The 18750-nt window shown below is 66.5% G+C and carries 29 protein-coding genes; 1 reads left to right on the forward strand and 28 read right to left on the reverse strand.

Translation table 11 applies throughout. The features are described 5' to 3' along the window. Nucleotides 1-54 precede the first annotated feature (54 nt). The 26 genes from rplO to AB4Y74_RS12965 form a co-directional block, all read right to left on the reverse strand. Nucleotides 55-774, reverse strand: a complete 720-nt coding sequence (gene rplO, locus AB4Y74_RS12840) for a 50S ribosomal protein L15 (protein WP_441799456.1) — start codon at nucleotides 772-774, stop codon at nucleotides 55-57. Next, on the reverse strand, nucleotides 774-959 hold the full coding sequence (gene rpmD, locus AB4Y74_RS12845) for a 50S ribosomal protein L30 (RefSeq protein WP_055894815.1): 186 nt from the start codon (nucleotides 957-959) through the stop codon (nucleotides 774-776). Before rpmD ends, rplO begins: the two co-directional genes overlap by 1 nt. Further along, nucleotides 959-1651: a 30S ribosomal protein S5 gene (gene rpsE, locus AB4Y74_RS12850; protein WP_441799457.1), complete on the reverse strand. Its 693-nt coding sequence runs from the start codon at nucleotides 1649-1651 to the stop codon at nucleotides 959-961. The genes rpmD and rpsE overlap by 1 nt, the downstream gene beginning before the upstream one ends. Nucleotides 1652-1677: 26 nt before the next feature. Continuing rightward, entirely contained in the window at nucleotides 1678-2049 is a 372-nt protein-coding gene (gene rplR, locus AB4Y74_RS12855; RefSeq protein ID WP_325517352.1) for a 50S ribosomal protein L18, read from the reverse strand. 2 nt (nucleotides 2050-2051) lie between these two features. Continuing rightward, a complete protein-coding gene (gene rplF / locus AB4Y74_RS12860; protein WP_441799458.1) occupies nucleotides 2052-2588 on the reverse strand; it encodes a 50S ribosomal protein L6 in 537 nt (178 codons plus the stop codon). 6 nt (nucleotides 2589-2594) lie between these two features. Continuing rightward, nucleotides 2595-2993, reverse strand: coding sequence for a 30S ribosomal protein S8 (rpsH, locus tag AB4Y74_RS12865; protein ID WP_441799459.1), 399 nt, complete (start codon nucleotides 2991-2993; stop codon nucleotides 2595-2597). A 99-nt stretch (nucleotides 2994-3092) separates the two neighbouring features. Further along, nucleotides 3093-3680, reverse strand: a complete 588-nt coding sequence (gene rplE / locus AB4Y74_RS12870) for a 50S ribosomal protein L5 (RefSeq protein WP_441799460.1) — start codon at nucleotides 3678-3680, stop codon at nucleotides 3093-3095. Beyond that, the gene (gene rplX, locus AB4Y74_RS12875; protein WP_374009690.1) at nucleotides 3680-4039 is read right to left on the reverse strand and encodes a 50S ribosomal protein L24; all 360 of its coding nucleotides are present in this window, start codon (nucleotides 4037-4039) and stop codon (nucleotides 3680-3682) included. Before rplX ends, rplE begins: the two co-directional genes overlap by 1 nt. A gap of 3 nt (nucleotides 4040-4042) precedes the next feature. Next, nucleotides 4043-4411, reverse strand: a complete 369-nt coding sequence (rplN, locus tag AB4Y74_RS12880; protein ID WP_018191958.1) for a 50S ribosomal protein L14 — start codon at nucleotides 4409-4411, stop codon at nucleotides 4043-4045. After that, entirely contained in the window at nucleotides 4408-4713 is a 306-nt protein-coding gene (gene rpsQ / locus AB4Y74_RS12885; RefSeq protein ID WP_441799461.1) for a 30S ribosomal protein S17, read from the reverse strand. Before rpsQ ends, rplN begins: the two co-directional genes overlap by 4 nt. Next, nucleotides 4713-5045 carry a 50S ribosomal protein L29 gene (rpmC, locus tag AB4Y74_RS12890; protein WP_441799462.1) on the reverse strand — a complete coding sequence of 111 codons (333 nt, stop codon included), beginning with the start codon at nucleotides 5043-5045 and terminating at the stop codon, nucleotides 4713-4715. Before rpmC ends, rpsQ begins: the two co-directional genes overlap by 1 nt. Beyond that, a complete protein-coding gene (gene rplP, locus AB4Y74_RS12895) occupies nucleotides 5045-5464 on the reverse strand; it encodes a 50S ribosomal protein L16 (RefSeq protein ID WP_055894786.1) in 420 nt (139 codons plus the stop codon). The genes rpmC and rplP overlap by 1 nt, the downstream gene beginning before the upstream one ends. A 2-nt stretch (nucleotides 5465-5466) precedes the next feature. Then, nucleotides 5467-6240 (reverse strand): 30S ribosomal protein S3, encoded by a 774-nt coding sequence (gene rpsC / locus AB4Y74_RS12900; RefSeq protein ID WP_441799463.1) that lies wholly within the window; start codon nucleotides 6238-6240, stop codon nucleotides 5467-5469. After that, nucleotides 6240-6632 carry a 50S ribosomal protein L22 gene (gene rplV, locus AB4Y74_RS12905; RefSeq protein ID WP_064109780.1) on the reverse strand — a complete coding sequence of 131 codons (393 nt, stop codon included), beginning with the start codon at nucleotides 6630-6632 and terminating at the stop codon, nucleotides 6240-6242. The genes rpsC and rplV overlap by 1 nt, the downstream gene beginning before the upstream one ends. Before the next feature lie 24 nt (nucleotides 6633-6656). Next, the gene (rpsS, locus tag AB4Y74_RS12910) at nucleotides 6657-6938 is read right to left on the reverse strand and encodes a 30S ribosomal protein S19 (protein WP_018191964.1); all 282 of its coding nucleotides are present in this window, start codon (nucleotides 6936-6938) and stop codon (nucleotides 6657-6659) included. A 12-nt stretch (nucleotides 6939-6950) separates the two neighbouring features. Continuing rightward, nucleotides 6951-7790 (reverse strand): 50S ribosomal protein L2, encoded by an 840-nt coding sequence (gene rplB / locus AB4Y74_RS12915; protein ID WP_374009686.1) that lies wholly within the window; start codon nucleotides 7788-7790, stop codon nucleotides 6951-6953. Nucleotides 7791-7814: 24 nt separating this feature from the next. Beyond that, nucleotides 7815-8114, reverse strand: coding sequence for a 50S ribosomal protein L23 (gene rplW, locus AB4Y74_RS12920; RefSeq protein ID WP_441799464.1), 300 nt, complete (start codon nucleotides 8112-8114; stop codon nucleotides 7815-7817). After that, nucleotides 8114-8761: a 50S ribosomal protein L4 gene (rplD, locus tag AB4Y74_RS12925; protein ID WP_441799465.1), complete on the reverse strand. Its 648-nt coding sequence runs from the start codon at nucleotides 8759-8761 to the stop codon at nucleotides 8114-8116. The genes rplW and rplD overlap by 1 nt, the downstream gene beginning before the upstream one ends. A gap of 4 nt (nucleotides 8762-8765) precedes the next feature. Then, the gene (gene rplC, locus AB4Y74_RS12930) at nucleotides 8766-9425 is read right to left on the reverse strand and encodes a 50S ribosomal protein L3 (RefSeq protein ID WP_441799466.1); all 660 of its coding nucleotides are present in this window, start codon (nucleotides 9423-9425) and stop codon (nucleotides 8766-8768) included. Nucleotides 9426-9439: 14 nt separating this feature from the next. Beyond that, complete coding sequence (gene rpsJ / locus AB4Y74_RS12935) at nucleotides 9440-9748, reverse strand: 30S ribosomal protein S10 (RefSeq protein WP_018191969.1); 309 nt, start codon at nucleotides 9746-9748, stop codon at nucleotides 9440-9442. A 296-nt stretch (nucleotides 9749-10044) separates the two neighbouring features. Beyond that, nucleotides 10045-11064 carry a hypothetical protein gene (locus AB4Y74_RS12940; RefSeq protein ID WP_441799467.1) on the reverse strand — a complete coding sequence of 340 codons (1020 nt, stop codon included), beginning with the start codon at nucleotides 11062-11064 and terminating at the stop codon, nucleotides 10045-10047. A 533-nt stretch (nucleotides 11065-11597) separates the two neighbouring features. After that, complete coding sequence (gene tuf, locus AB4Y74_RS12945; protein WP_374009682.1) at nucleotides 11598-12791, reverse strand: elongation factor Tu; 1194 nt, start codon at nucleotides 12789-12791, stop codon at nucleotides 11598-11600. 114 nt (nucleotides 12792-12905) lie between these two features. After that, complete coding sequence (gene fusA, locus AB4Y74_RS12950) at nucleotides 12906-15020, reverse strand: elongation factor G (RefSeq protein ID WP_441799468.1); 2115 nt, start codon at nucleotides 15018-15020, stop codon at nucleotides 12906-12908. 84 nt (nucleotides 15021-15104) lie between these two features. Beyond that, nucleotides 15105-15575 carry a 30S ribosomal protein S7 gene (gene rpsG / locus AB4Y74_RS12955; protein WP_374009680.1) on the reverse strand — a complete coding sequence of 157 codons (471 nt, stop codon included), beginning with the start codon at nucleotides 15573-15575 and terminating at the stop codon, nucleotides 15105-15107. Further along, a complete protein-coding gene (gene rpsL, locus AB4Y74_RS12960) occupies nucleotides 15575-15949 on the reverse strand; it encodes a 30S ribosomal protein S12 (RefSeq protein WP_011186743.1) in 375 nt (124 codons plus the stop codon). Before rpsL ends, rpsG begins: the two co-directional genes overlap by 1 nt. A gap of 386 nt (nucleotides 15950-16335) precedes the next feature. After that, nucleotides 16336-16632, reverse strand: a complete 297-nt coding sequence (locus tag AB4Y74_RS12965) for a WXG100 family type VII secretion target (RefSeq protein WP_374009678.1) — start codon at nucleotides 16630-16632, stop codon at nucleotides 16336-16338. A gap of 153 nt (nucleotides 16633-16785) precedes the next feature. Here AB4Y74_RS12965 and AB4Y74_RS12970 point away from each other — a divergent pair, with 153 nt between their 5' ends. Then, nucleotides 16786-17544, forward strand: a complete 759-nt coding sequence (locus AB4Y74_RS12970; RefSeq protein WP_441799469.1) for a hypothetical protein — start codon at nucleotides 16786-16788, stop codon at nucleotides 17542-17544. Here AB4Y74_RS12970 and AB4Y74_RS12975 read toward each other — a convergent pair. Next, nucleotides 17501-18112, reverse strand: coding sequence for a hypothetical protein (locus AB4Y74_RS12975; protein WP_441799470.1), 612 nt, complete (start codon nucleotides 18110-18112; stop codon nucleotides 17501-17503). The genes AB4Y74_RS12970 and AB4Y74_RS12975 overlap by 44 nt on opposite strands. After that, nucleotides 18109-18747, reverse strand: a complete 639-nt coding sequence (locus AB4Y74_RS12980) for a hypothetical protein (protein WP_441799471.1) — start codon at nucleotides 18745-18747, stop codon at nucleotides 18109-18111. Before AB4Y74_RS12980 ends, AB4Y74_RS12975 begins: the two co-directional genes overlap by 4 nt. Nucleotides 18748-18750: the final 3 nt, after the last annotated feature.

Below are 18750 nucleotides of genomic sequence, written 5' to 3' on the forward strand. Positions count from 1 at the left end.
AGTCAGTCGGGCGGCCGGTCTCCCGGCCACCCGACTGTGCTGCTCGGCGGATGACTACTTTACAGAGCCACCAGCGGCGACGATCTTCTGCTCGGCAGAGCCGGAGACCTTGTCGACCGCAACGTTCAGCTTAACCGCAATGTCCCCGTTGCCGAGAACCTTGACCTTCTCGTTCTTGCGAACGGCGCCCTTGAGCACGAGGTCGGCGACGGTGACGTCACCGCCGGACGGGTACAGCTCGGCGAGCTTCTCCAGGTTCACGACCTGGTACTCGACCCGGAACGGGTTCTTGAAGCCGCGCAGCTTCGGCGCACGCATGTGCAGCGGAAGCTGGCCGCCCTGGAAGCCCGGACGCACCTGGTAGCGCGCCTTGGTTCCCTTGGTACCGCGACCGGCCGTCTTACCCTTGGAGCCTTCACCGCGTCCGACGCGGGTCCGCTCCTTCTTGGAGCCGGCGGCGGGGCGGAGGTGGTGCACCTTCAGGACCTGCTCGCGGGGAGCAGCGACGTCCTTCTTGGCGGAGGACTTGGCGGCCGGCTTTGCGGCCACGGTGTCATCCTTCGAGGAGGCGGCGGCCTTGTCGGCAGCGGCCGAAGCCGTCGCCTTCTTGGCCGGAGCCTTCTTCGCGGTGCTGGTCTTCTCCGCGGTCTTCGCGGTGCTGGACTTCGCGGCAGCCGGCTTGTCGGCAGCTGCCTTCGTGCTCGCGGCCTTGGTCGCGGGCTTCTTCGTGGCCGGCTTCTCGGCGGCCTCGGTGGTGGCCTTCTCGTCAGCCATTAGTCGATCTCCTCAACCTTCACCAGGTGAGCGACGGTGTTGACGTACCCGCGGTTCTGCGAGTTGTCCTCGCGAACGACGACGTCACCGATGCGCTTCAGACCCAGGCTGCGAAGGGTGTCGCGCTGGTTCTGCTTCTCGCTCACTTTGGACTTGATCTGCGTGATTTTCAGACGCGCAGCCATCAGGCACCTGCCTTCGCGGTCGCGGCGGCCTCGGCCGCCTCAGCCTCGGCACGCAGCAGGCGAGCCGGAGCCACCTGGTCGTAGTCGAGACCACGGCGCGCAGCGACGGCACGAGGCTCCTCGAGCTGCTTCAGCGCCTCGACGGTCGCGTGCACGATGTTGATGGTGTTCGACGAACCGAGCGACTTGCTCAGGACGTCGTGGATGCCGGCGCACTCCAGGACGGCGCGCACGGGACCACCGGCGATAACACCGGTACCTGCTGCGGCCGGACGGAGGAGGACCACACCAGCGGCGGCCTCGCCCTGCACCGGGTGCGGGATGGTGACTCCGACGCGGGGGACGCGGAAGAAGTTCTTCTTCGCCTCCTCGACGCCCTTGGAGATCGCCAGTGGCACCTCGCGGGCCTTGCCGTAGCCGACGCCCACCAGACCGTTGCCGTCACCGACGACCACGAGGGCGGTGAAGCTGAAGCGACGACCACCCTTCACGACCTTGGAGACGCGGTTGATGGTGACGACGCGCTCCAGGAACTGGCTCTTGTCGGCGTCACGGCTGCCGCGTTCGCCGCGGCCCTGGTTGCGCTCGCGTCCGCCACGGCGGGGCTCGCGGTCACCACGGCTGGTGGTGTTGTTGTCGGTGGACGCAGCGGTCTCGACCGGCTGCGCGGTGTCCGTTACCGGTTCGGCCACGGTCTGCTCCTTGTTGTTTTCGTCGCTCACAGGTTCAGTCCGCCCTCTCGAGCGCCCTCGGCGACAGCGGCGACACGGCCTGCGTACTTGCTGCCTCCACGGTCGAACACGACCGCGTCGACTCCCGCGCTCTTTGCGCGCTCGGCCACGAGCTCGCCGACCTTGCGGGCCTTGGCGGTCTTGTCACCGTCGAAGGTGCGGAGGTCCGACTCCATGGTCGACGCCGAGGCCAGCGTGCGGCCCTCTGCGTCGTCGACGACCTGCACGAAGACGTGGCGGGCCGAACGAGTGACGACCAGGCGCGGACGGACCGCGGTGCCCTCGATCTTCTTGCGAAGGCGGGTGTGACGGCGGTCGCGAGCGGCCGCCTTGCTCTTTCCTCTGGTACCCAGAGCCATGATTACTTACCAGCCTTTCCGGCCTTGCGACGAACGACCTCGCCGGCGTAGCGCACACCCTTGCCCTTGTACGGCTCGGGCTTGCGGATCTTGCGGATGTTCGCGGCGACCTCACCGACGGTCTGCTTGTCGATGCCGGCCACGGTGAGGCGGTTGTTGCCCTCGACCGTGAACGTGATGCCCACCGGCGGCTCGACGGTCACCGGGTGCGAGAAGCCGAGCGCGAACTCGACGGCCGCACCCTTCTGGACGACGCGGTAACCGGTGCCGACGATCTCGAGGCCCTTGGAGTAGCCCTCGGTGACGCCGATGATCTGGTTGTTGATGAGGGTGCGGGTGAGACCGTGCAGCGAACGCGAGGCGCGCTCGTCATCCGGGCGGGTCACGAGGACCTGGTTCTCTTCGAGCTTGACCTCGATCGGGTTCGCGACGGTGAGGCTCAGCTCACCCTTCGGACCCTTGACGGTGACGGCCTGGCCGTCGATCTTCACATCGACCCCGGTCGGGACGTCGATGGGCAGTCTTCCAATACGCGACATGGCGGATTACCACACGTAGGCGAGGACTTCCCCACCCACGCCCTTCTTCTCAGCCTGACGGTCCGTGAGCAGACCGGAGGAGGTGGACAGGATGGCGACACCGAGCCCGCCGAGCACCGTGGGGAGCTCCGTGGACTTCGCGTAGACACGAAGACCGGGCTTGGACACGCGCTTGATACCGGCGATGGAACGCTCGCGGTTCGGACCGAACTTGAGGTTCAGGGTCAGCGTCTTGCCGACGCGCGCGTCAGCGACGTCCCAGCCCGCGATGTAGCCCTCTTTGGTGAGGATCTCCGCGATGTGGGCCTTGAGCTTCGAGTGCGGCATCGACACGGTGTCGTGGTGAGCCGAGTTCGCGTTGCGCAGTCTGGTCAGCATGTCTGCGACCGGATCTGTCATGGTCATGGGGATTTTCCTTACTGACACCAGGTTTCGTTCAGCCGTTCACGGCTGACGACCTGTGGTGGAAGCGGGCCGGCCAAGGCGGCCGGCCCGCAGGTGGGCCTAGTTGGCCGCGTCGCTCGAACGGAATGGGAAGCCGAGCTGCTTGAGCAGCGCGCGGCCCTCCTCGTCGTTCTTGGCAGTGGTCACCACAGTGATGTCCATGCCGCGGACGCGGTCGATGCGGTCCTGGTTGATCTCGTGGAACATCGACTGCTCGGTGAGACCGAACGTGTAGTTGCCGTTCCCGTCGAACTGCTTGTCCGAGAGGCCGCGGAAGTCGCGGATACGGGGCAGGGCGAGCGAGAGCAGGCGGTCGAGGAACTCCCACATGCGGTCGCCGCGCAGCGTGACGTGCGCGCCGATCGGCTGGCCCTCGCGCAGCTTGAACTGCGCGATGGACTTGCGGGCCTTCGTGACCTGCGGCTTCTGGCCGGTGATGAGGGTGAGGTCGTTGACCGCGCCATCGATCACCTTGCCGTCACGAGCCGCCTCGCCCACACCCATGTTGACGACGATCTTCACCAGACCGGGCACCTGGTGCACGTTGGTGAAACCGAAGTCACCCAGGAGCTGCTGGGAGATCTCGTTCTTGTACTTCTGCTTGAGGCGGGGCTGGATTTTGCCAGACTCCACTGCAGTGTCGGTCATTACAGGTCCTTACCAGACTTCTTGGCGTAGCGAACGCGGACCGTCTTGGTGACGCCGTCCTTCGTGACGCTCTCTTCGCGGAAACCGACGCGGGTCGGCTTCTTGGTCTCGGGGTCGACCAGCGCCACGTTGGAGACGTGGATCGAGGCCTCGTGGGTCTCGATGCCGCCGGTCTTCGTGCCACGCTGCGTCTGACCGACGCGCACGTGCTTCGTCACGAAGTTGACGCCCTCGACGATGACGCGGTTCTGCTCGACGAGAACCTCGATGACGCGACCCTGCTTGCCACGGTCACCACCGCGAGCCTGCGAGCGGCCCGAGATGACCTGGACCAGGTCGCCCTTCTTGATGTTCGCCATGGGTTACAGCACCTCCGGTGCGAGCGAGATGATCTTCATGAACTTCTTGTCGCGGAGCTCGCGGCCGACCGGTCCGAAGATGCGGGTACCGCGGGGGTCACCGTCGTTCTTCAGGATGACCGCGGCGTTCTCGTCGAACTTGATGTACGAGCCGTCGGGGCGGCGGGTGTTCTTGCGAACACGCACGACGACCGCCTTGACGACGTCGCCCTTCTTGACATTTCCACCCGGGATCGCGTCCTTGACCGTGGCGACGATGACGTCGCCGAGGCCGGCGTAGCGACGGCTGGAGCCGCCGAGCACGCGGATCGCCAGGAGCTCCTTGGCGCCGGTGTTGTCGGCGACCTTGAGTCGGGATTCCTGCTGAATCACTTGGCCTTCTCCAGAATCTCCACCAGACGCCACCGCTTGCTGGCGCTCAGGGGTCGGGTCTCGTTGATGAGAACGAGGTCACCGATACCGGCGGCGTTGTTCTCGTCGTGCACCTTCACCTTGGAGGTGCGGCGGATGACCTTGCCGTACAGGGGGTGCTTCACGCGGTCCTCGACCTCGACGACGATGGTCTTCTCCATCTTGTCGCTGACGACGTATCCGCGACGGGCCTTGCGGTACCCGCGGACGATGGCCTCGTCGGCCGTCGACTCCGCGGCCGTGGCCTTGGTGGTCTCAGCCATTACTTGGCCTCCTCATTCGTGGCGTCGACCTCGGCGGTCTCGGCGGCCGGGGCCGCCTTCTTCGCACGGGTCTTCTTCTCCTTGGCGGGCGCGGCCTCGGCCGGGGCCGGGGTCGCCCGGATCCCGAGCTCGCGCTCACGGATCACGGTGTAGATACGAGCGATGTCACGCTTCACGGCGCGCAGGCGGCCGTGGCTCTCGAGCTGGCCGGTGGCCGACTGGAAGCGCAGGTTGAACAGCTCTTCCTTGGCCTTCTTCAGCTCGTCGACGAGTCGCTCGTCTTCGAAAGTGTCGAGCTCGCTCGAGGCAAGCTCCTTGGAACCGATCGCCATTATGCGTCGCCCTCCTCGCGCTTGATGATGCGTGCCTTGAGGGGCAGCTTGTGGATTGCACGGGTCATGGCCTCACGAGCGAGTTCCTCGGAGACACCGGAGACCTCGAAGAGGACCCGGCCCGGCTTGACGTTCGCGACCCACCACTCGGGTGAACCCTTACCGGAACCCATGCGGGTTTCGGCCGGCTTCTTCGTGAGCGGACGGTCGGGGTAGATGTTGATCCACACCTTGCCGCCACGCTTGATGTGACGCGTCATGGCGATACGAGCGGACTCGATCTGACGGTTGGTCACATAAGCGGGGGTCAAGGCCTGGATGCCGAACTCGCCGAAGGAGACCTTCGTGCCACCGGTCGCCTGGCCGCTACGGCCAGGGTGGTGCTGCTTGCGGTGCTTGACTCTGCGTGGGATCAACATGGTTATGCCTCAACTCCTGCTGCGGCCGGCGCGGCCTCGGTGGCGGGGGCGTTGCCCCGGCCGCCGCGACGCGGACGGTCACGGTCGTTGCGCTCGCGCGACGGCTTCTGGTTGGCCTGCTCGCGAGCAAGTTCCTTGTTCGTGATGTCGCCCTTGTAGATCCACACCTTCACACCGATGCGACCGAACGTGGTCTTGGCCTCGTAGAAGCCGTAGTCGATGTTGGCGCGGAGCGTGTGCAGCGGCACACGACCCTCGCGGTAGAACTCGGAGCGGCTCATCTCGGCGCCGCCGAGGCGACCGGACACCTGGATGCGGACACCCTTGGCGCCGGCGCGCTGAGCGCCCTGCAGGCCCTTGCGCATCGCGCGGCGGAACGCCACGCGGGCAGCGAGCTGCTCGGCGATGCCCTGCGCGACGAGCTGTGCATCGGCCTCGGGGTTCTTGACCTCGAGGATGTTCAGCTGGATCTGCTTGCCCGAGAGCTTCTCGAGGTCGGCGCGGATGCGCTCGGCCTCGGCGCCACGGCGACCGATCACGATGCCCGGACGGGCGGTGTGGATGTCGACGCGGACGCGGTCACGGGTGCGCTCGATCTCGATGCGGGACACGCCCGCACGGTCGAGCGACGTCTTCAGCAGGGTGCGGATCTTGACGTCCTCAGCGAGGTAGTCGCTGTACCGCTGACCCGGCTTGGTGCTGTCCGAGAACCAGCGCGACACGTGGTCGGTGGTGATGCCCAGACGGAAGCCGTACGGGTTGACTTTCTGGCCCATTACTTGCTCGCCTTCTTCGTAGCCTTGGCATCCTCGACCTCATCCGGCGTCGCGAGGACGATCGTGATGTGGCTGGTGCGCTTGTTGATGCGGAAGGCCCGACCCTGTGCTCGCGGCTGGAACCGCTTGAGGGTGGTCCCCTCGTCCACGAAGGCGCGGCTCACGTACAGGTCCTGCTCGTCCAGGTAGGTGTTGCTCTGGTCGGCCTTGACCCGCGCGTTGGCGATGGCCGAGGCGACGAGCTTGTACACCGGCTCGCTCGCGCTCTGCGGCGCGAACTTCAGGATGGCCAGGGCCTCCTGGGCCTGCTTGCCGCGGATCAGGTTGACGACGCGGCGGGCCTTCATGGGGGTGACGCGGATGTGTCGCACGCGTGCGATCGACTCCACCATTTCTCTCCTCCTTTCGCCTCCGCGTTAGCGGCGGCGACCCTTCTTGTCGTCCTTCACGTGTCCACGGAAGGTGCGGGTCGGCGCGAACTCGCCGAGCTTGTGGCCCACCATGGTCTCGGTGACGAACACCGGGATGTGCTTGCGACCGTCGTGCACCGCGATGGTGTGACCCAGCATGGCCGGGACGATCATCGAGCGGCGCGACCAGGTCTTGATCACGTTCTTGCTGTTGGCCTCGTTCGCGGCGACCACCTTGCGAAACAGGTGCTCGTCGACGAAGGGGCCCTTCTTGAGACTGCGTGGCATCTTCTCGAACTCCTACTTGCGCTTCTTGCCGGCGTTACGGCGGCGGACGATGAGCTTGTCGCTTTCCTTGTTGGGGTGGCGCGTACGGCCTTCCTTCTGACCCCAGGGGCTGACCGGGTGGCGACCACCGGAGGTCTTGCCCTCACCACCACCGTGCGGGTGGTCGATCGGGTTCATCGCGACACCACGCACGGTCGGGCGGACGCCCTTCCAGCGCATGCGGCCGGCCTTACCCCAGTTGATGTTCGACTGCTCGGCGTTGCCGACCTCGCCGATCGTCGCGCGGCAGCGCGCGTCGACGTTGCGGACCTCACCCGAGGGGAGGCGCAGCTGGGCGTAGGGGCCGTCCTTCGCGACGAGTCGGACGGACGAACCTGCCGAACGGGCGATCTTCGCGCCACCGCCCGGCTTCAGCTCGATCGCGTGCACGACAGTACCGGTCGGGATGTTGCGGAGCGGCAGGTTGTTGCCCGGCTTGATGTCCGAACCGGCGCCCGACTCCACGACGTCGCCCTGCTTGAGGCCGGCCGGCGCCAGGATGTAGCGCTTGGTGCCGTCGACGAAGTGCAGGAGCGCGATGCGCGCGGTGCGGTTGGGGTCGTACTCGATGTGAGCGACCTTGGCGTTCACGCCGTCCTTGTCATTGCGACGGAAGTCGATGACACGGTACTGGCGCTTGTGGCCACCACCGATGTGACGGGTCGTGATGCGGCCTTGGTTGTTACGGCCACCGGTCTTCGACAGCGGACGGAGAAGGGACTTCTCCGGCGTCGAGCGGGTGATCTCCGCGAAGTCGGCGACCGAGGAGCCGCGACGACCGGGGGTCGTGGGCTTGTAGTTACGAATTGCCATGTCTGTTTTCCTCTAGTCCTTCGCTCAGCCGACGGCCGTGAAGATGTCGATGGAACCGGACTTCAGCGTGACGATCGCACGCTTGGTGTCCTTGCGCTTGCCGATACCGAACTTGGTCCGGCGCGTCTTGCCCTGACGGTTCAGGGTGTTCACGGAAGCGACCTCGACCTTGAAGATCGACTCGATGGCGAGCTTGATCTCGGTCTTGTTCGAACGCGGGTCGACCACGAAGGTGTACTTGCCCTCATCGATCAGGCCGTAGCTCTTCTCGGAGACGACCGGCGCGATGATGACGTCGCGCGGGTCCTTGTTGACGGCGGCCATTACGCGTTCACCTCTTCCTTGTTCTTGCTTGCGATGAAGCCTTCGAGCGCGGCCTGCGAGAAGACGATGTCGTCACTCACGAGCACGTCGTAGGCGTTCAGCTGGTCGAAGGTCAGCACGTGCACGGTCGGCAGGTTGCGGACGCTCTTGAAGGCCAGCTCGTCGTCGCGCTCGAGCACGATCAGGACGTGCTTCGAGGTCGCGATGCCGCTGAGCAGGTCGACGACGGCCTTGGTCGAGGGCGCGTCACCCGCGGTGAACGCCTGGACGGCGTGCAGGCGGCTGCCGCGTGCGCGGTCGGAGAGGGCGCCGAGCAGAGCAGCGGCGATCATCTTCTTCGGGGTGCGCTGGGCGTAGCTGCGCGGCGTCGGGCCGTGCACGATGCCACCACCGGTCATCTGAGGAGCGCGGATCGAGCCCTGACGAGCGCGGCCGGTGCCCTTCTGCTTGAACGGCTTGCGGCCGGCGCCGGAGACCTCTCCACGGTTCTTCGTCTTGTGCGTGCCCTGACGCGCTGCGGCGAGCTGGGCGGTGACGACCTGGTGGATCAGCGGGATGTTGGTCTGAACGTCGAACAGGGCTTCGGGAAGCTCGACGGAGCCCGCCTTCTTGCCCTTGAGGTCGACGACGTCAATCGAGGTAGCCATGAACCTAGGCCCCCTTCACTGCGTTGCGGACGAAAACGATGCGGCCACGAGCGCCGGGAACGGCACCCTTGACCAGCAGCAGGCCCTTCTCGGCGTCGATGGCCTGCACCTTGAGGTTCAGGACGGTGACGCGCTCGCCACCCATGCGACCGGCCATGCGCATGCCCTTGAAGACACGGCTGGGGGTCGAGGAGGCGCCGATTGAGCCCGGCTTGCGGTGGTTGCGGTGCGCACCGTGCGAAGCGGAGACACCCTTGAAGTTGTGGCGCTTCATGACACCGGAGAAGCCCTTACCCTTCGACGTACCGACGACGTCGACCAGCTGGCCGATCTCGAAGGTGGCGTCGACGGTGAGCTCCTGGCCGGCCGCGTACTCGCCGGCGTCGGCGGTGCGGACCTCGGTGAGGTGACGGCGCGGGGTGACGCCCGCCTTGTCGAAGTGACCGGCGGACGGCTTGTTCACCTTGCGCGGGTCGATCTGGCCGTAGGCGATCTGGACGGCGTTGTAGCCGTCGGCCTCGGGCGTGCGGACCTGGGTCACGACGTTGGGCGTGACCTCGATGACGGTCACGGGGATGAGCTTGTTGTTCTCGTCCCAGACCTGGGTCATGCCGAGCTTCTTGCCGAGGAGGCCCTTGGAGGTCTTGGTCTCAGAATTGGACATAGTGGCACTCCCCCTTAGAGCTTGATCTCGATGTTGACGTCGGCGGGCAGGTCGAGACGCATGAGCGAGTCGACGGCCTTCGGCGTCGGGTCGATGATGTCGATCAGCCGCTTGTGCGTGCGCATCTCGAAGTGCTCGCGGCTGTCCTTGTACTTGTGGGGCGAACGGATGACGACCACCACGTTCTTCTCGGTGGGAAGCGGCACCGGGCCGACGACGGTGGCGCCGGCACGGGTCACCGTGTCGACGATCTTGCGCGCCGAGGTGTCGATGACCTCGTGGTCATACGACTTAAGCCGGATGCGGATCTTCTGTCCCGCCATGTCTGACTCTCTCTCTGGTTATGGCGTCGTACGAGACGGCTCTCTCGAGTCGTTCTTCGCATTGGACGCGGTGCGACGTACGCGTGGGGAACGCCACTATTCTTCTGTCAACTCCACCGACCGCGACTCTCGAGGCACAGGGATGTCCCTAGGCCTCTGAGGTGGTCGGATTGAGCGTGTCCTGCTGCCTGCGGCCTAACCAACGTCCGCGGCTATGACTCTCGCGGAGGGCTATGCACTGCCTGGCAGTGATCCGGTTCGCGCGCACACCTGCACGCACGTTCCGAAATGTTGAACTAGACAAGTTTGCCAGATCGCGGCCAATGCTGCAACCCGGGCGTGTCGCGTCGGCGTGGCGCCGAGGCGCAGTCACGCCATGGGGTGGTCGCTCGCGGGACTCCGGCCGCGGTCAGGAGGGCGCCGAGCGCCTCGGCGTCGCGGGCCACGGACCATCGCCAGCGAACGACGCGCCACCCCAGGGCGCGGAGGCGATCCTCGCGGATCTTTTCGTCCAGGACCACGCGGTCGGCGGTCCGTCCACCGCGCAGCGCCGGGTCGAGGTACTTGGCTTCGCCGTCGGCCTCGCCGATCACGCGTGCAGACGGCCACGCGAAGTCCACGAAGCCGATGCGCCCGTTCCCGTCCGCGAAGGGCGTCTGGAGGTCCGGCTCCGCCAGCCGCGCGGCCTGCATGTTGACGCGACTCACGGACTCGAGCGGTGACTCCGCCCGCCCGTCGGCGAGGGCGATCACATCCAGCGACCTCCGGTGGCCTCGCATGGGTTGAGCGCGCAACCAGGCTTCCAGCAGTTCAGCCTTGAGACCCGACAGAGACGTTCGCAGCGCGTGGTCGGCGAGCACGACGGCGTCCGCCGTGGGCGCCGTGGCGGCCAGGTCGACCACCGTCCGGAGCAGCGATGTGCAGCGCATCCCATCTACCTCGACGATGTCGTCGACGTGCACCTGGGTCGAATGCGCGACCACCCCGCGGGCCGAACGCCCGCCCCCGGTGCGGCCGACAGTGACGTGGATCCGGTCCGGGATCGCGCCGATCAGCGGCAGGCCGTGAAGGCTGGCGGCCGACCAGTGGGAGAAGACCGGAGGCCGTTTCCGCGTGCCGGCGAACCCGGACAAGCGCAGGATACAGCGCTCGCGGTCCGTCGTTCCCTCCCAATCGCGTGTCCGCACGTAGGCACCATGCGCGACGCGTACCTCATCTCCGCTCCGTGCAGCTCGGGCGTGCTGCTGACGGGTCTCGGCCCGGTCGTGCAGCTGACGGACGAGGATCACCGGTGGCCGGCTCGATTCGACGCTCATGGCCTCCGGTCTACCGGCTCGCCTCGGCTACTGTGTCGTCCGCACCGCAACCTGTGCAATCGGAGTCGCACCGCCGTTCTGTGGACGGAGCGCGAATGCGGTGTCTCGTAACGACTGCGGCGCGGCGCGCCGACGCAGTCGTTACGTCAGACCGCAGTTGGACGCGGAGCGAGCCGCGAGACGGCCGTCGCCCGCGGAGTGGCGGCGAGGGGCGCCAGACACGAAGGAGCGGGGCCGGCTAAGCCGGCCCCGCTCGAGTGACGCCTCGCGCCGTCACTCAGCTGAATCTTCACGACCGCTATGCGGCCCCGGAACTTCCGTTGCGAGAACCTGTCAGCGGTGTGTGCTGTTTTGCGAGGCCATGCGTATCCATAGGCGCTCCTCTCGTAGACGGGAACCGTTCCGGTTGAAACGATGCGTCAATTGTGCAACCGCGACGGCGAGAGGTAAACCCCTGTCAGCGGACAGCCAGGAACGCGAAAGAGGGCCGGGCCCGAAGGCCCGACCCTCTCACAAGTGAGATCCCGGAGGACTTACTTGCTGATCTTCGTGACGGTACCGGCGCCCACGGTGCGGCCACCCTCACGGATGGCGAAGCCGAGGCCCTCCTCCATGGCGATCGGCTGGATCAGCTCGACCGACATGTCGGTGGTGTCGCCGGGCATGACCATCTCGGTGCCCTCGGGCAGCGAGATGACGCCGGTGACGTCGGTGGTACGGAAGTAGAACTGCGGACGGTAGTTCGTGTAGAAGGGGTTGTGACGGCCACCCTCATCCTTGGACAGGATGTAGGCGGTGCCCTCGAAGTTGGTGTGAGGGGTCACAGAACCCGGCTTCGCGACGACCTGGCCGCGCTCCACGTCCTCGCGCTTGGTGCCGCGGAGGAGCAGACCACAGTTCTCGCCGGCCCACGCCTCGTCGAGCTGCTTGTGGAACATCTCGATACCGGTGACCGTGGTCTTCTGCGTCGGGCGGATGCCGACGATCTCGACCTCGGAGTTGATGGCGAGGGTGCCGCGCTCGGCGCGACCGGTGACGACGGTGCCACGACCGGTGATCGTGAAGACGTCCTCGATCGGCATCAGGAACGGCTTGTCCTTGTCGCGCACCGGGTCCGGGATGGAGTCGTCAACGGCCTCCATGAGGTCGAGGATGGACTGCGTCCACTTCTCGTCGCCCTCGAGAGCCTTCAGGCCCGAGACGCGGATGACCGGGGCGTTGTCGCCGTCGAAGTCCTGGCTGGCGAGCAGCTCGCGGACCTCGAGCTCGACGAGCTCCAGGATCTCCTCGTCGTCGACCATGTCGGACTTGTTCAGCGCGACCAGCAGGTACGGCACGCCGACCTGCTTGGCGAGCAGCACGTGCTCACGGGTCTGAGCCATCGGGCCGTCGGTGGCGGCGACCACGAGGATCGCGCCGTCCATCTGGGCAGCACCGGTGATCATGTTCTTGATGTAGTCCGCGTGACCCGGGGCGTCGACGTGCGCGTAGTGGCGCTTCGGCGTCTCGTACTCGACGTGGGAGATGTTGATCGTGATACCACGCTGACGCTCTTCCGGCGCCGAGTCGATCGACGCGAAGTCGCGCTGCACGTTGGTCGCCGACGGGTACTTGTCAGCAAGCACCTTGGAGATCGCCGCGGTGAGCGTCGTCTTGCCGTGGTCGACGTGACCGATGGTTCCGATGTTCACGTGCGGCTTAGTCCGCTCGAACTTGGCCTTAGCCACTGTGGTCCTCCTCAGGACTCTCGTGCAGGGCCACCGGTCGATGGATTTCGACCGGTGGATCTGCTGGATTGGTTTCTTATGTTACGGGATGTTGCCTGGGAGCAGTGACCGAGGTCACTCGCCCTTGCTCTTCTGGACGATCTCGTCGGCGACAGCCTTCGGGACCTCCGCGTAGCTGTCGAACTGCATCGAGTACACCGCACGGCCCGAGGTCTTGGACCGCAGGTCGCCGATGTAGCCGAACATCTCGGACAGCGGGACGTTCGCGCGAACGACCTTGACGCCGCTCGCGTCCTCCATGGACTGAATCTGTCCACGACGCGAGTTGAGGTCGCCGATGACGTCGCCCATGTACTCCTCCGGCGTACGCACCTCGACCGCCATGAGCGGCTCGAGGAGCACCGGGTTCGCCTTACGAGCGGCCTCTTTGTAGGCCATCGAGCCGGCGATCTTGAACGCCATCTCCGAGGAGTCGACGTCGTGCGCTGCACCGTCGAGGAGCGTCGCCTTGACGCCCACCGTCGGGAAGCCGGCGAGCACGCCGACCTGCATCGCGTCCTGGATGCCCGCGTCGACCGAGGGGATGTACTCGCGCGGAACGCGACCACCGGAGACGGCGTTCACGAACTCGTACGAGGTCTCCGGAGTGACCTCGATCGGCTCCAGGCTGATCTGCACCTTCGCGAACTGACCGGATCCACCGGTCTGCTTCTTGTGGGTGTAGTCGTACTTCTCGACCGTCCGGCGAAGCGTCTCGCGGTAGGCCACCTGGGGCTTTCCGACGTTCGCCTCGACATTGAACTCGCGCTTCATGCGGTCGACGAGGATGTCGAGGTGGAGCTCGCCCATGCCCTTGATGACGGTCTGGCCGGTCTCCTGGTTCTGCTCGGTGCGGAACGTCGGGTCTTCCTCGGCCAGCTTCTGGATCGCGGTGCCCAGCTTCTCCTGGTCGGCCTTGGTCTTCGGCTCGATGGCCACCTCGATCACGGGCTCCGGGAAGGTCATCGACTCGAGCACGACCTGGTTGTCCGGGTCGCTCAGGGTGTCACCGGTGGTGGTGTCCTTGAGGCCGATCACCGCGTAGATGTTGCCGGCGGTGACGGAGTCGACCGGGATCTCCTTGTTGGCGTGCATCTGGAAGATCTTGCCGATGCGCTCCTTCTTGCCCTTGGTCGAGTTGACGACCTGGGCGCCGGAGTCGAGGTGACCCGAGTAGACGCGCACGTAGGTGAGGCGACCGAAGAACGGGTGCACCGCGACCTTGAAGGCCAGCGCCGAGAACGGCTCCGTCGCGTCTGCGTGACGCATGATGACCTGCTCCTCGTCGCGCGGGTTGTGCGCCTCGATGGCGGGCACGTCGAGCGGCGACGGGAGGTAGTCGATCACGGCGTCGAGCATCGGCTGGACGCCACGGTTCTTGAACGCGGAACCGCAGAGGACCGGGTAGATCTCGTTGTTCACGGTGAGCTTGCGGATGCCCGCCTTGATCTCCGCGATGGAGAGCTCCTCGCCGGCGAAGTACTTCTCGAGCAGCGCGTCGTCGGCCTCGGCGACGGTCTCGATGAGCTTGGCGCGGTACTCCTCGGCCTTGGCCTGGAGGTCGGCCGGGATCTCCTGGACCTCGTACTTGGCGCCCATGGTGACATCACCCTTGGCGTCGCCGGGCCAGACCAGCGCACGCATCTCGACCAGGTCGACGACGCCGACGAAGTCGGACTCGGAACCGATCGGGAGCTGCATCACCAGCGGCTTGGCGCCGAGGCGGGAGACGATGGTGTCGACGGTGAAGTAGAAGTCGGCGCCCAGCTTGTCCATCTTGTTGACGAAGCAGATGCGCGGGACGACGTACTTGTCGGCCTGACGCCACACGGTCTCGGACTGCGGCTCGACGCCTTCCTTCGCGTCGAAGACGGCGACCGCGCCGTCGAGAACGCGGAGCGAGCGCTCCACCTCGACGGTGAAGTCGACGTGACCGGGCGTGTCGATGATGTTGATCTGGTTCTTGTTCCAGAAGCAGGTCACGGCCGCGGACGTGATGGTGATGCCGCGCTCCTTCTCCTGCTCCATCCAGTCGGTGGTCGAGGCGCCATCGTGCGTCTCGCCGATCTTGTGGTTGACGCCCGTGTAGAACAGGATGCGCTCGGTCGTAGTGGTCTTGCCGGCATCGATGTGGGCCATGATGCCGATGTTGCGGACCTTGTTCAGGTCGGTGAGCACGTCCTGTGCCACAGGGTTCCTCCGAAAGAGTTGAAAGTGAGAGGGTGCCATCCGGGCGCGGCACCTTTCAGTGCAACGCCCGGACGGCGAAATTTATTACCAGCGGTAGTGCGCGAAGGCCTTGTTCGACTCGGCCATCTTGTGCGTGTCCTCGCGACGCTTCACGGCGGCGCCGAGACCGTTGGACGCGTCCAGGATCTCGTTCTGGAGACGCTCGGTCATCGTCTTCTCACGACGACCCTTTGCGTAGCTGGTGAGCCAGCGGAGCGCCAGCGTGTTGGCGCGGTGCGGCTTGACCTCGACCGGCACCTGGTAGGTCGAGCCACCGACACGGCGGCTGCGGACCTCGAGGGTCGGACGGACGTTGTCGAGAGCCTTCTTGAGCACGACGACCGCATCCTGGCCGGACTTGGTGCCGACGCCTTCGAGCGCGTCATAGACGATGCGCTCAGCGAGGCCCTTCTTGCCGTCGAGGAGGATCTTGTTGACGAGCTGGCTGACGACCGGGGCGCCGTATACGGGATCGGCGACGACGGGGCGCTTCGGAGCGGGACCCTTGCGAGGCATTACTTCTTCTCCATCTTCGCGCCGTAACGGCTGCGAGCCTGCTTGCGGTTCTTGACGGCCTGGGTGTCGAGCGCGCCACGGACGATCTTGTAGCGAACGCCGGGCAGGTCCTTCACACGACCGCCGCGGACGAGCACCATCGAGTGCTCCTGCAGGTTGTGGCCCTCACCGGGGATGTAAGCGGTGACCTCGGTCCCGTTCGACAGCTTCACGCGGGCGACCTTGCGGAGCGCCGAGTTCGGCTTCTTGGGGGTGGTGGTGTAAACACGGGTGCACACGCCGCGCTGCTGCGGGTTGGCCTTCAGGGCGGGAGCCTTGGTCTTGGTGACCTTCGGCGTCCGTCCCTTACGGACCAACTGCTGAATGGTTGGCACTGAACTTCTCCTTTTATGGACTGCACGGTGACAGTTGCTGCATCTACCCCAGGAGCCACCGACCCGTTGGACGGGCGCGGAGGTTCTCGGGGGAATCGGCCGACAGGCGTTGTCCGCCAGCCGATATGCCGTGGGGGCCGGGATTCCGTGCGGTTTCCCTGCCCATCGGATGAGTACGTGCCGGCCCGCTCAGCTCCTGCCCCCTCTGAGGCGATAAGCACGGAGGGCATGAGACAAGCGCGCGACAAAGCGCACACCCGATAAATACTATCCGCCGGGCTCCTGGCGGTCAAATGGACGAGGGCCTTCGGGGGCCGTGTCCGCGCACGGCGAAAAGGGCGGCCGTCCTTCCGGACGACCGCCCTTCGTGGCGCGTGGAGGTCGGCTCAGCCGCCGATGCCCTTGGCGAGCTCGCTGTCGACGTTCTGGAGCGCGTCGGCGGCCTTGGTGAGGAACTGCGACATCCCGTCGAGTCCGTTCACCGCCTCCGTCGTGCCCTTGGTGAACTGCTCGTACGAGGTGTGGAAGGCTCCCGACGCCTGGTCCGTGACGAAGCCGCCGTTGACCAGGCCGTTCACCAGGTTCTGCAGCTCGTGGAGCTTCGCGGTGATGTCGTCCTTGCCTGCGGTGAGGCGGTTGGCGGCATCGGTCATCTCGCCGTACGTGACATTCATGTTGGCCATGACGGTCCTTATCCCTTCGGTTCGAAAGAGGCCGTACCCCCGGGGCCGACCAGCTACGTCCACCTAACCAGGCCCGGCCCGAGGACGGAATGGGGAGCACTCCCCATCCGGGCGGGTTCACCGCCGCAGGCCCAGCGGGATAGCCTGGCAGCCATGCCGTCGTATAGTCCGATGAAGCCGAACGCGAACCCCGCCGCCGCGCGTGCCCGACTGCCGCGCTCCGACCGAGCGTCGACGCCCCCGTCGGCGGCCGAGCGAGCCCTGCGACCGGTCGGTTACCTGCTGGTGGCGCTGGTGTGGACGGCGCTGAGCGTGGTCACCCTTCTGCTCCCCGCCGCCCTTCCGTTCGCCCTCTGGAGCACGAATCCCGACTTCAGCTCGCAGGAGTTCGTCACCGGTGGTGACGTCGTCCCGACAGTGCTGTTCCTGATCTTCGCCGTCGTCGTGCTGGTGCCACTGCTCGGCTACGCCTTCGTCGCGCTGCCCCTCGCCTCCGTGCCGCTCGCGGTGCTGTCCTGGACGTATGTCGGACGCAGCCTGGCGCCCGCGTACGCCGGCGAGCGCCTGTCGAGCACCGGATGGTCCCGGAACGTGATCGGCCCGCCGACCCTGGGGCCGACGGCGCTGTCGTTGCTGCCCGTCCGATTGACCGCGTGGACCCGGTTCTGGACCGAGCTGATGCTGCTCGGCTGGCGACCCGGCCGCGGCATCCTCCTCGCGGGCATCCCCTACGGGCTGGCGTCGTTCGCCGTCGCCGGGTGGCTGTTCTGGCCGGTCGGCACCGTCGGCGTAGCCGTGTGGACCATCCTCACGGCCGCACTCGTCGTCGCGACCGTCGTGCTGGTGGTGCGTGCGTACCGGCAGCGGGTCAGCGGCCGCCGGCCGGCAGCCCGAGCGGTGCCCGGAAGCTGATCGAGTCGATCATCGCGTCGAAGAGCTCCAGGTAGAGCTCCGGTGCGGTGGCCATCGGTGCGTTGACGCGCGCGTGGATGAGGCGCTCGCCTGCTGGTGCCGCGAACCGGTAGTCGGCGACGAGCTCCGGCGCTGATTGCTCCTCGTACGTCGTCTGGCGGACCGTCGAGCGCCGGCGGACCGGGCCGAGGGAGAGGTCGAGGGCCTCGTCGTCGGGGAAGCAACGCCCGAGATGGACGGCCGCGTCGGCCTCCGCATCGGGGGCGGTCGGCCACTCCTCTCGCGAGAGCACGATGGATGCCGGGAACGGTACGCCCGGCAGGATCTCGAGCGACAGGGCCAGCGCGAACGCGGAGCTGTCGTTCGCCAGGGCGACCAGACGCTCCAACTCGGTCTTCGCGGTGCGGCGCACGCGTGCCAGCCGGTCCGCCCGTCCCACCCGCTCGGTGACGAGCCGCTGGATGCGGCGCGCGGCCGCATCCTCGTCGTGCAGCGGGATCATCACCCAGGTTCCGGGGAAGACGATGGTCAGTTCGGCGTCAAGGGGGGTCAGGCGCGGGTCACTCATGCGTACTCCCCGAGGGTGACGCGAAGCGAGTCGGCGATCTGCTGCGTCTCCTCCACCATGTCGGCGAAACCGCCGACGAACGCGGACCGGAACACCATCTGGAACGCCTGCGCCGACCCGACGGGGAAGACGGCGAACACGACGCGTTGCTCGAGCAGGGCGTCCCCCGTTTCTCCCGCGTTCTGCGCATCCTCACCGGCGATCGCCGTCAGGTGCGTGAAGCCGACCAGCTCACCGGTCGCATGGGCGGTGCGCCACGACCGGTAGCCGAGGATCTCGTAGCCCGGCTCGCGGTGCGCGCCCTCTGCGTCGGCGGCGGCGAGGTAGCTCTCGGGGCTGTCGTCGGTCTCCAGTTGGAGCAGTTCGATCGTCTGGAACGCGTTCAGCACACCGGCCGCGGGCACGGGGATGTAGACCCGCGCGCGGGTCGCTCCGGTCGGGTCCTCCGCGTGCAGCACGCGCTGCAGCGCGCGCAGCCGCTCCGTCAGGTCGGCCGAGAGAGCACCGGCGTCCAGGGAGGCGACGAGGCGCTCGGGCCAGTCGTCACTCCCGTGCTCCCCCAGCAACTCGACGTCGTACCAGCTGTCCGGCGCCTCGAAGGAGAAGTCGACGATGTCCTGCGGGCTCAGCGTCATATC

The sequence above is a fragment of the Leifsonia sp. RAF41 genome (assembly GCF_052114085.1).
GTDB lineage: Bacteria > Actinomycetota > Actinomycetes > Actinomycetales > Microbacteriaceae > Leifsonia.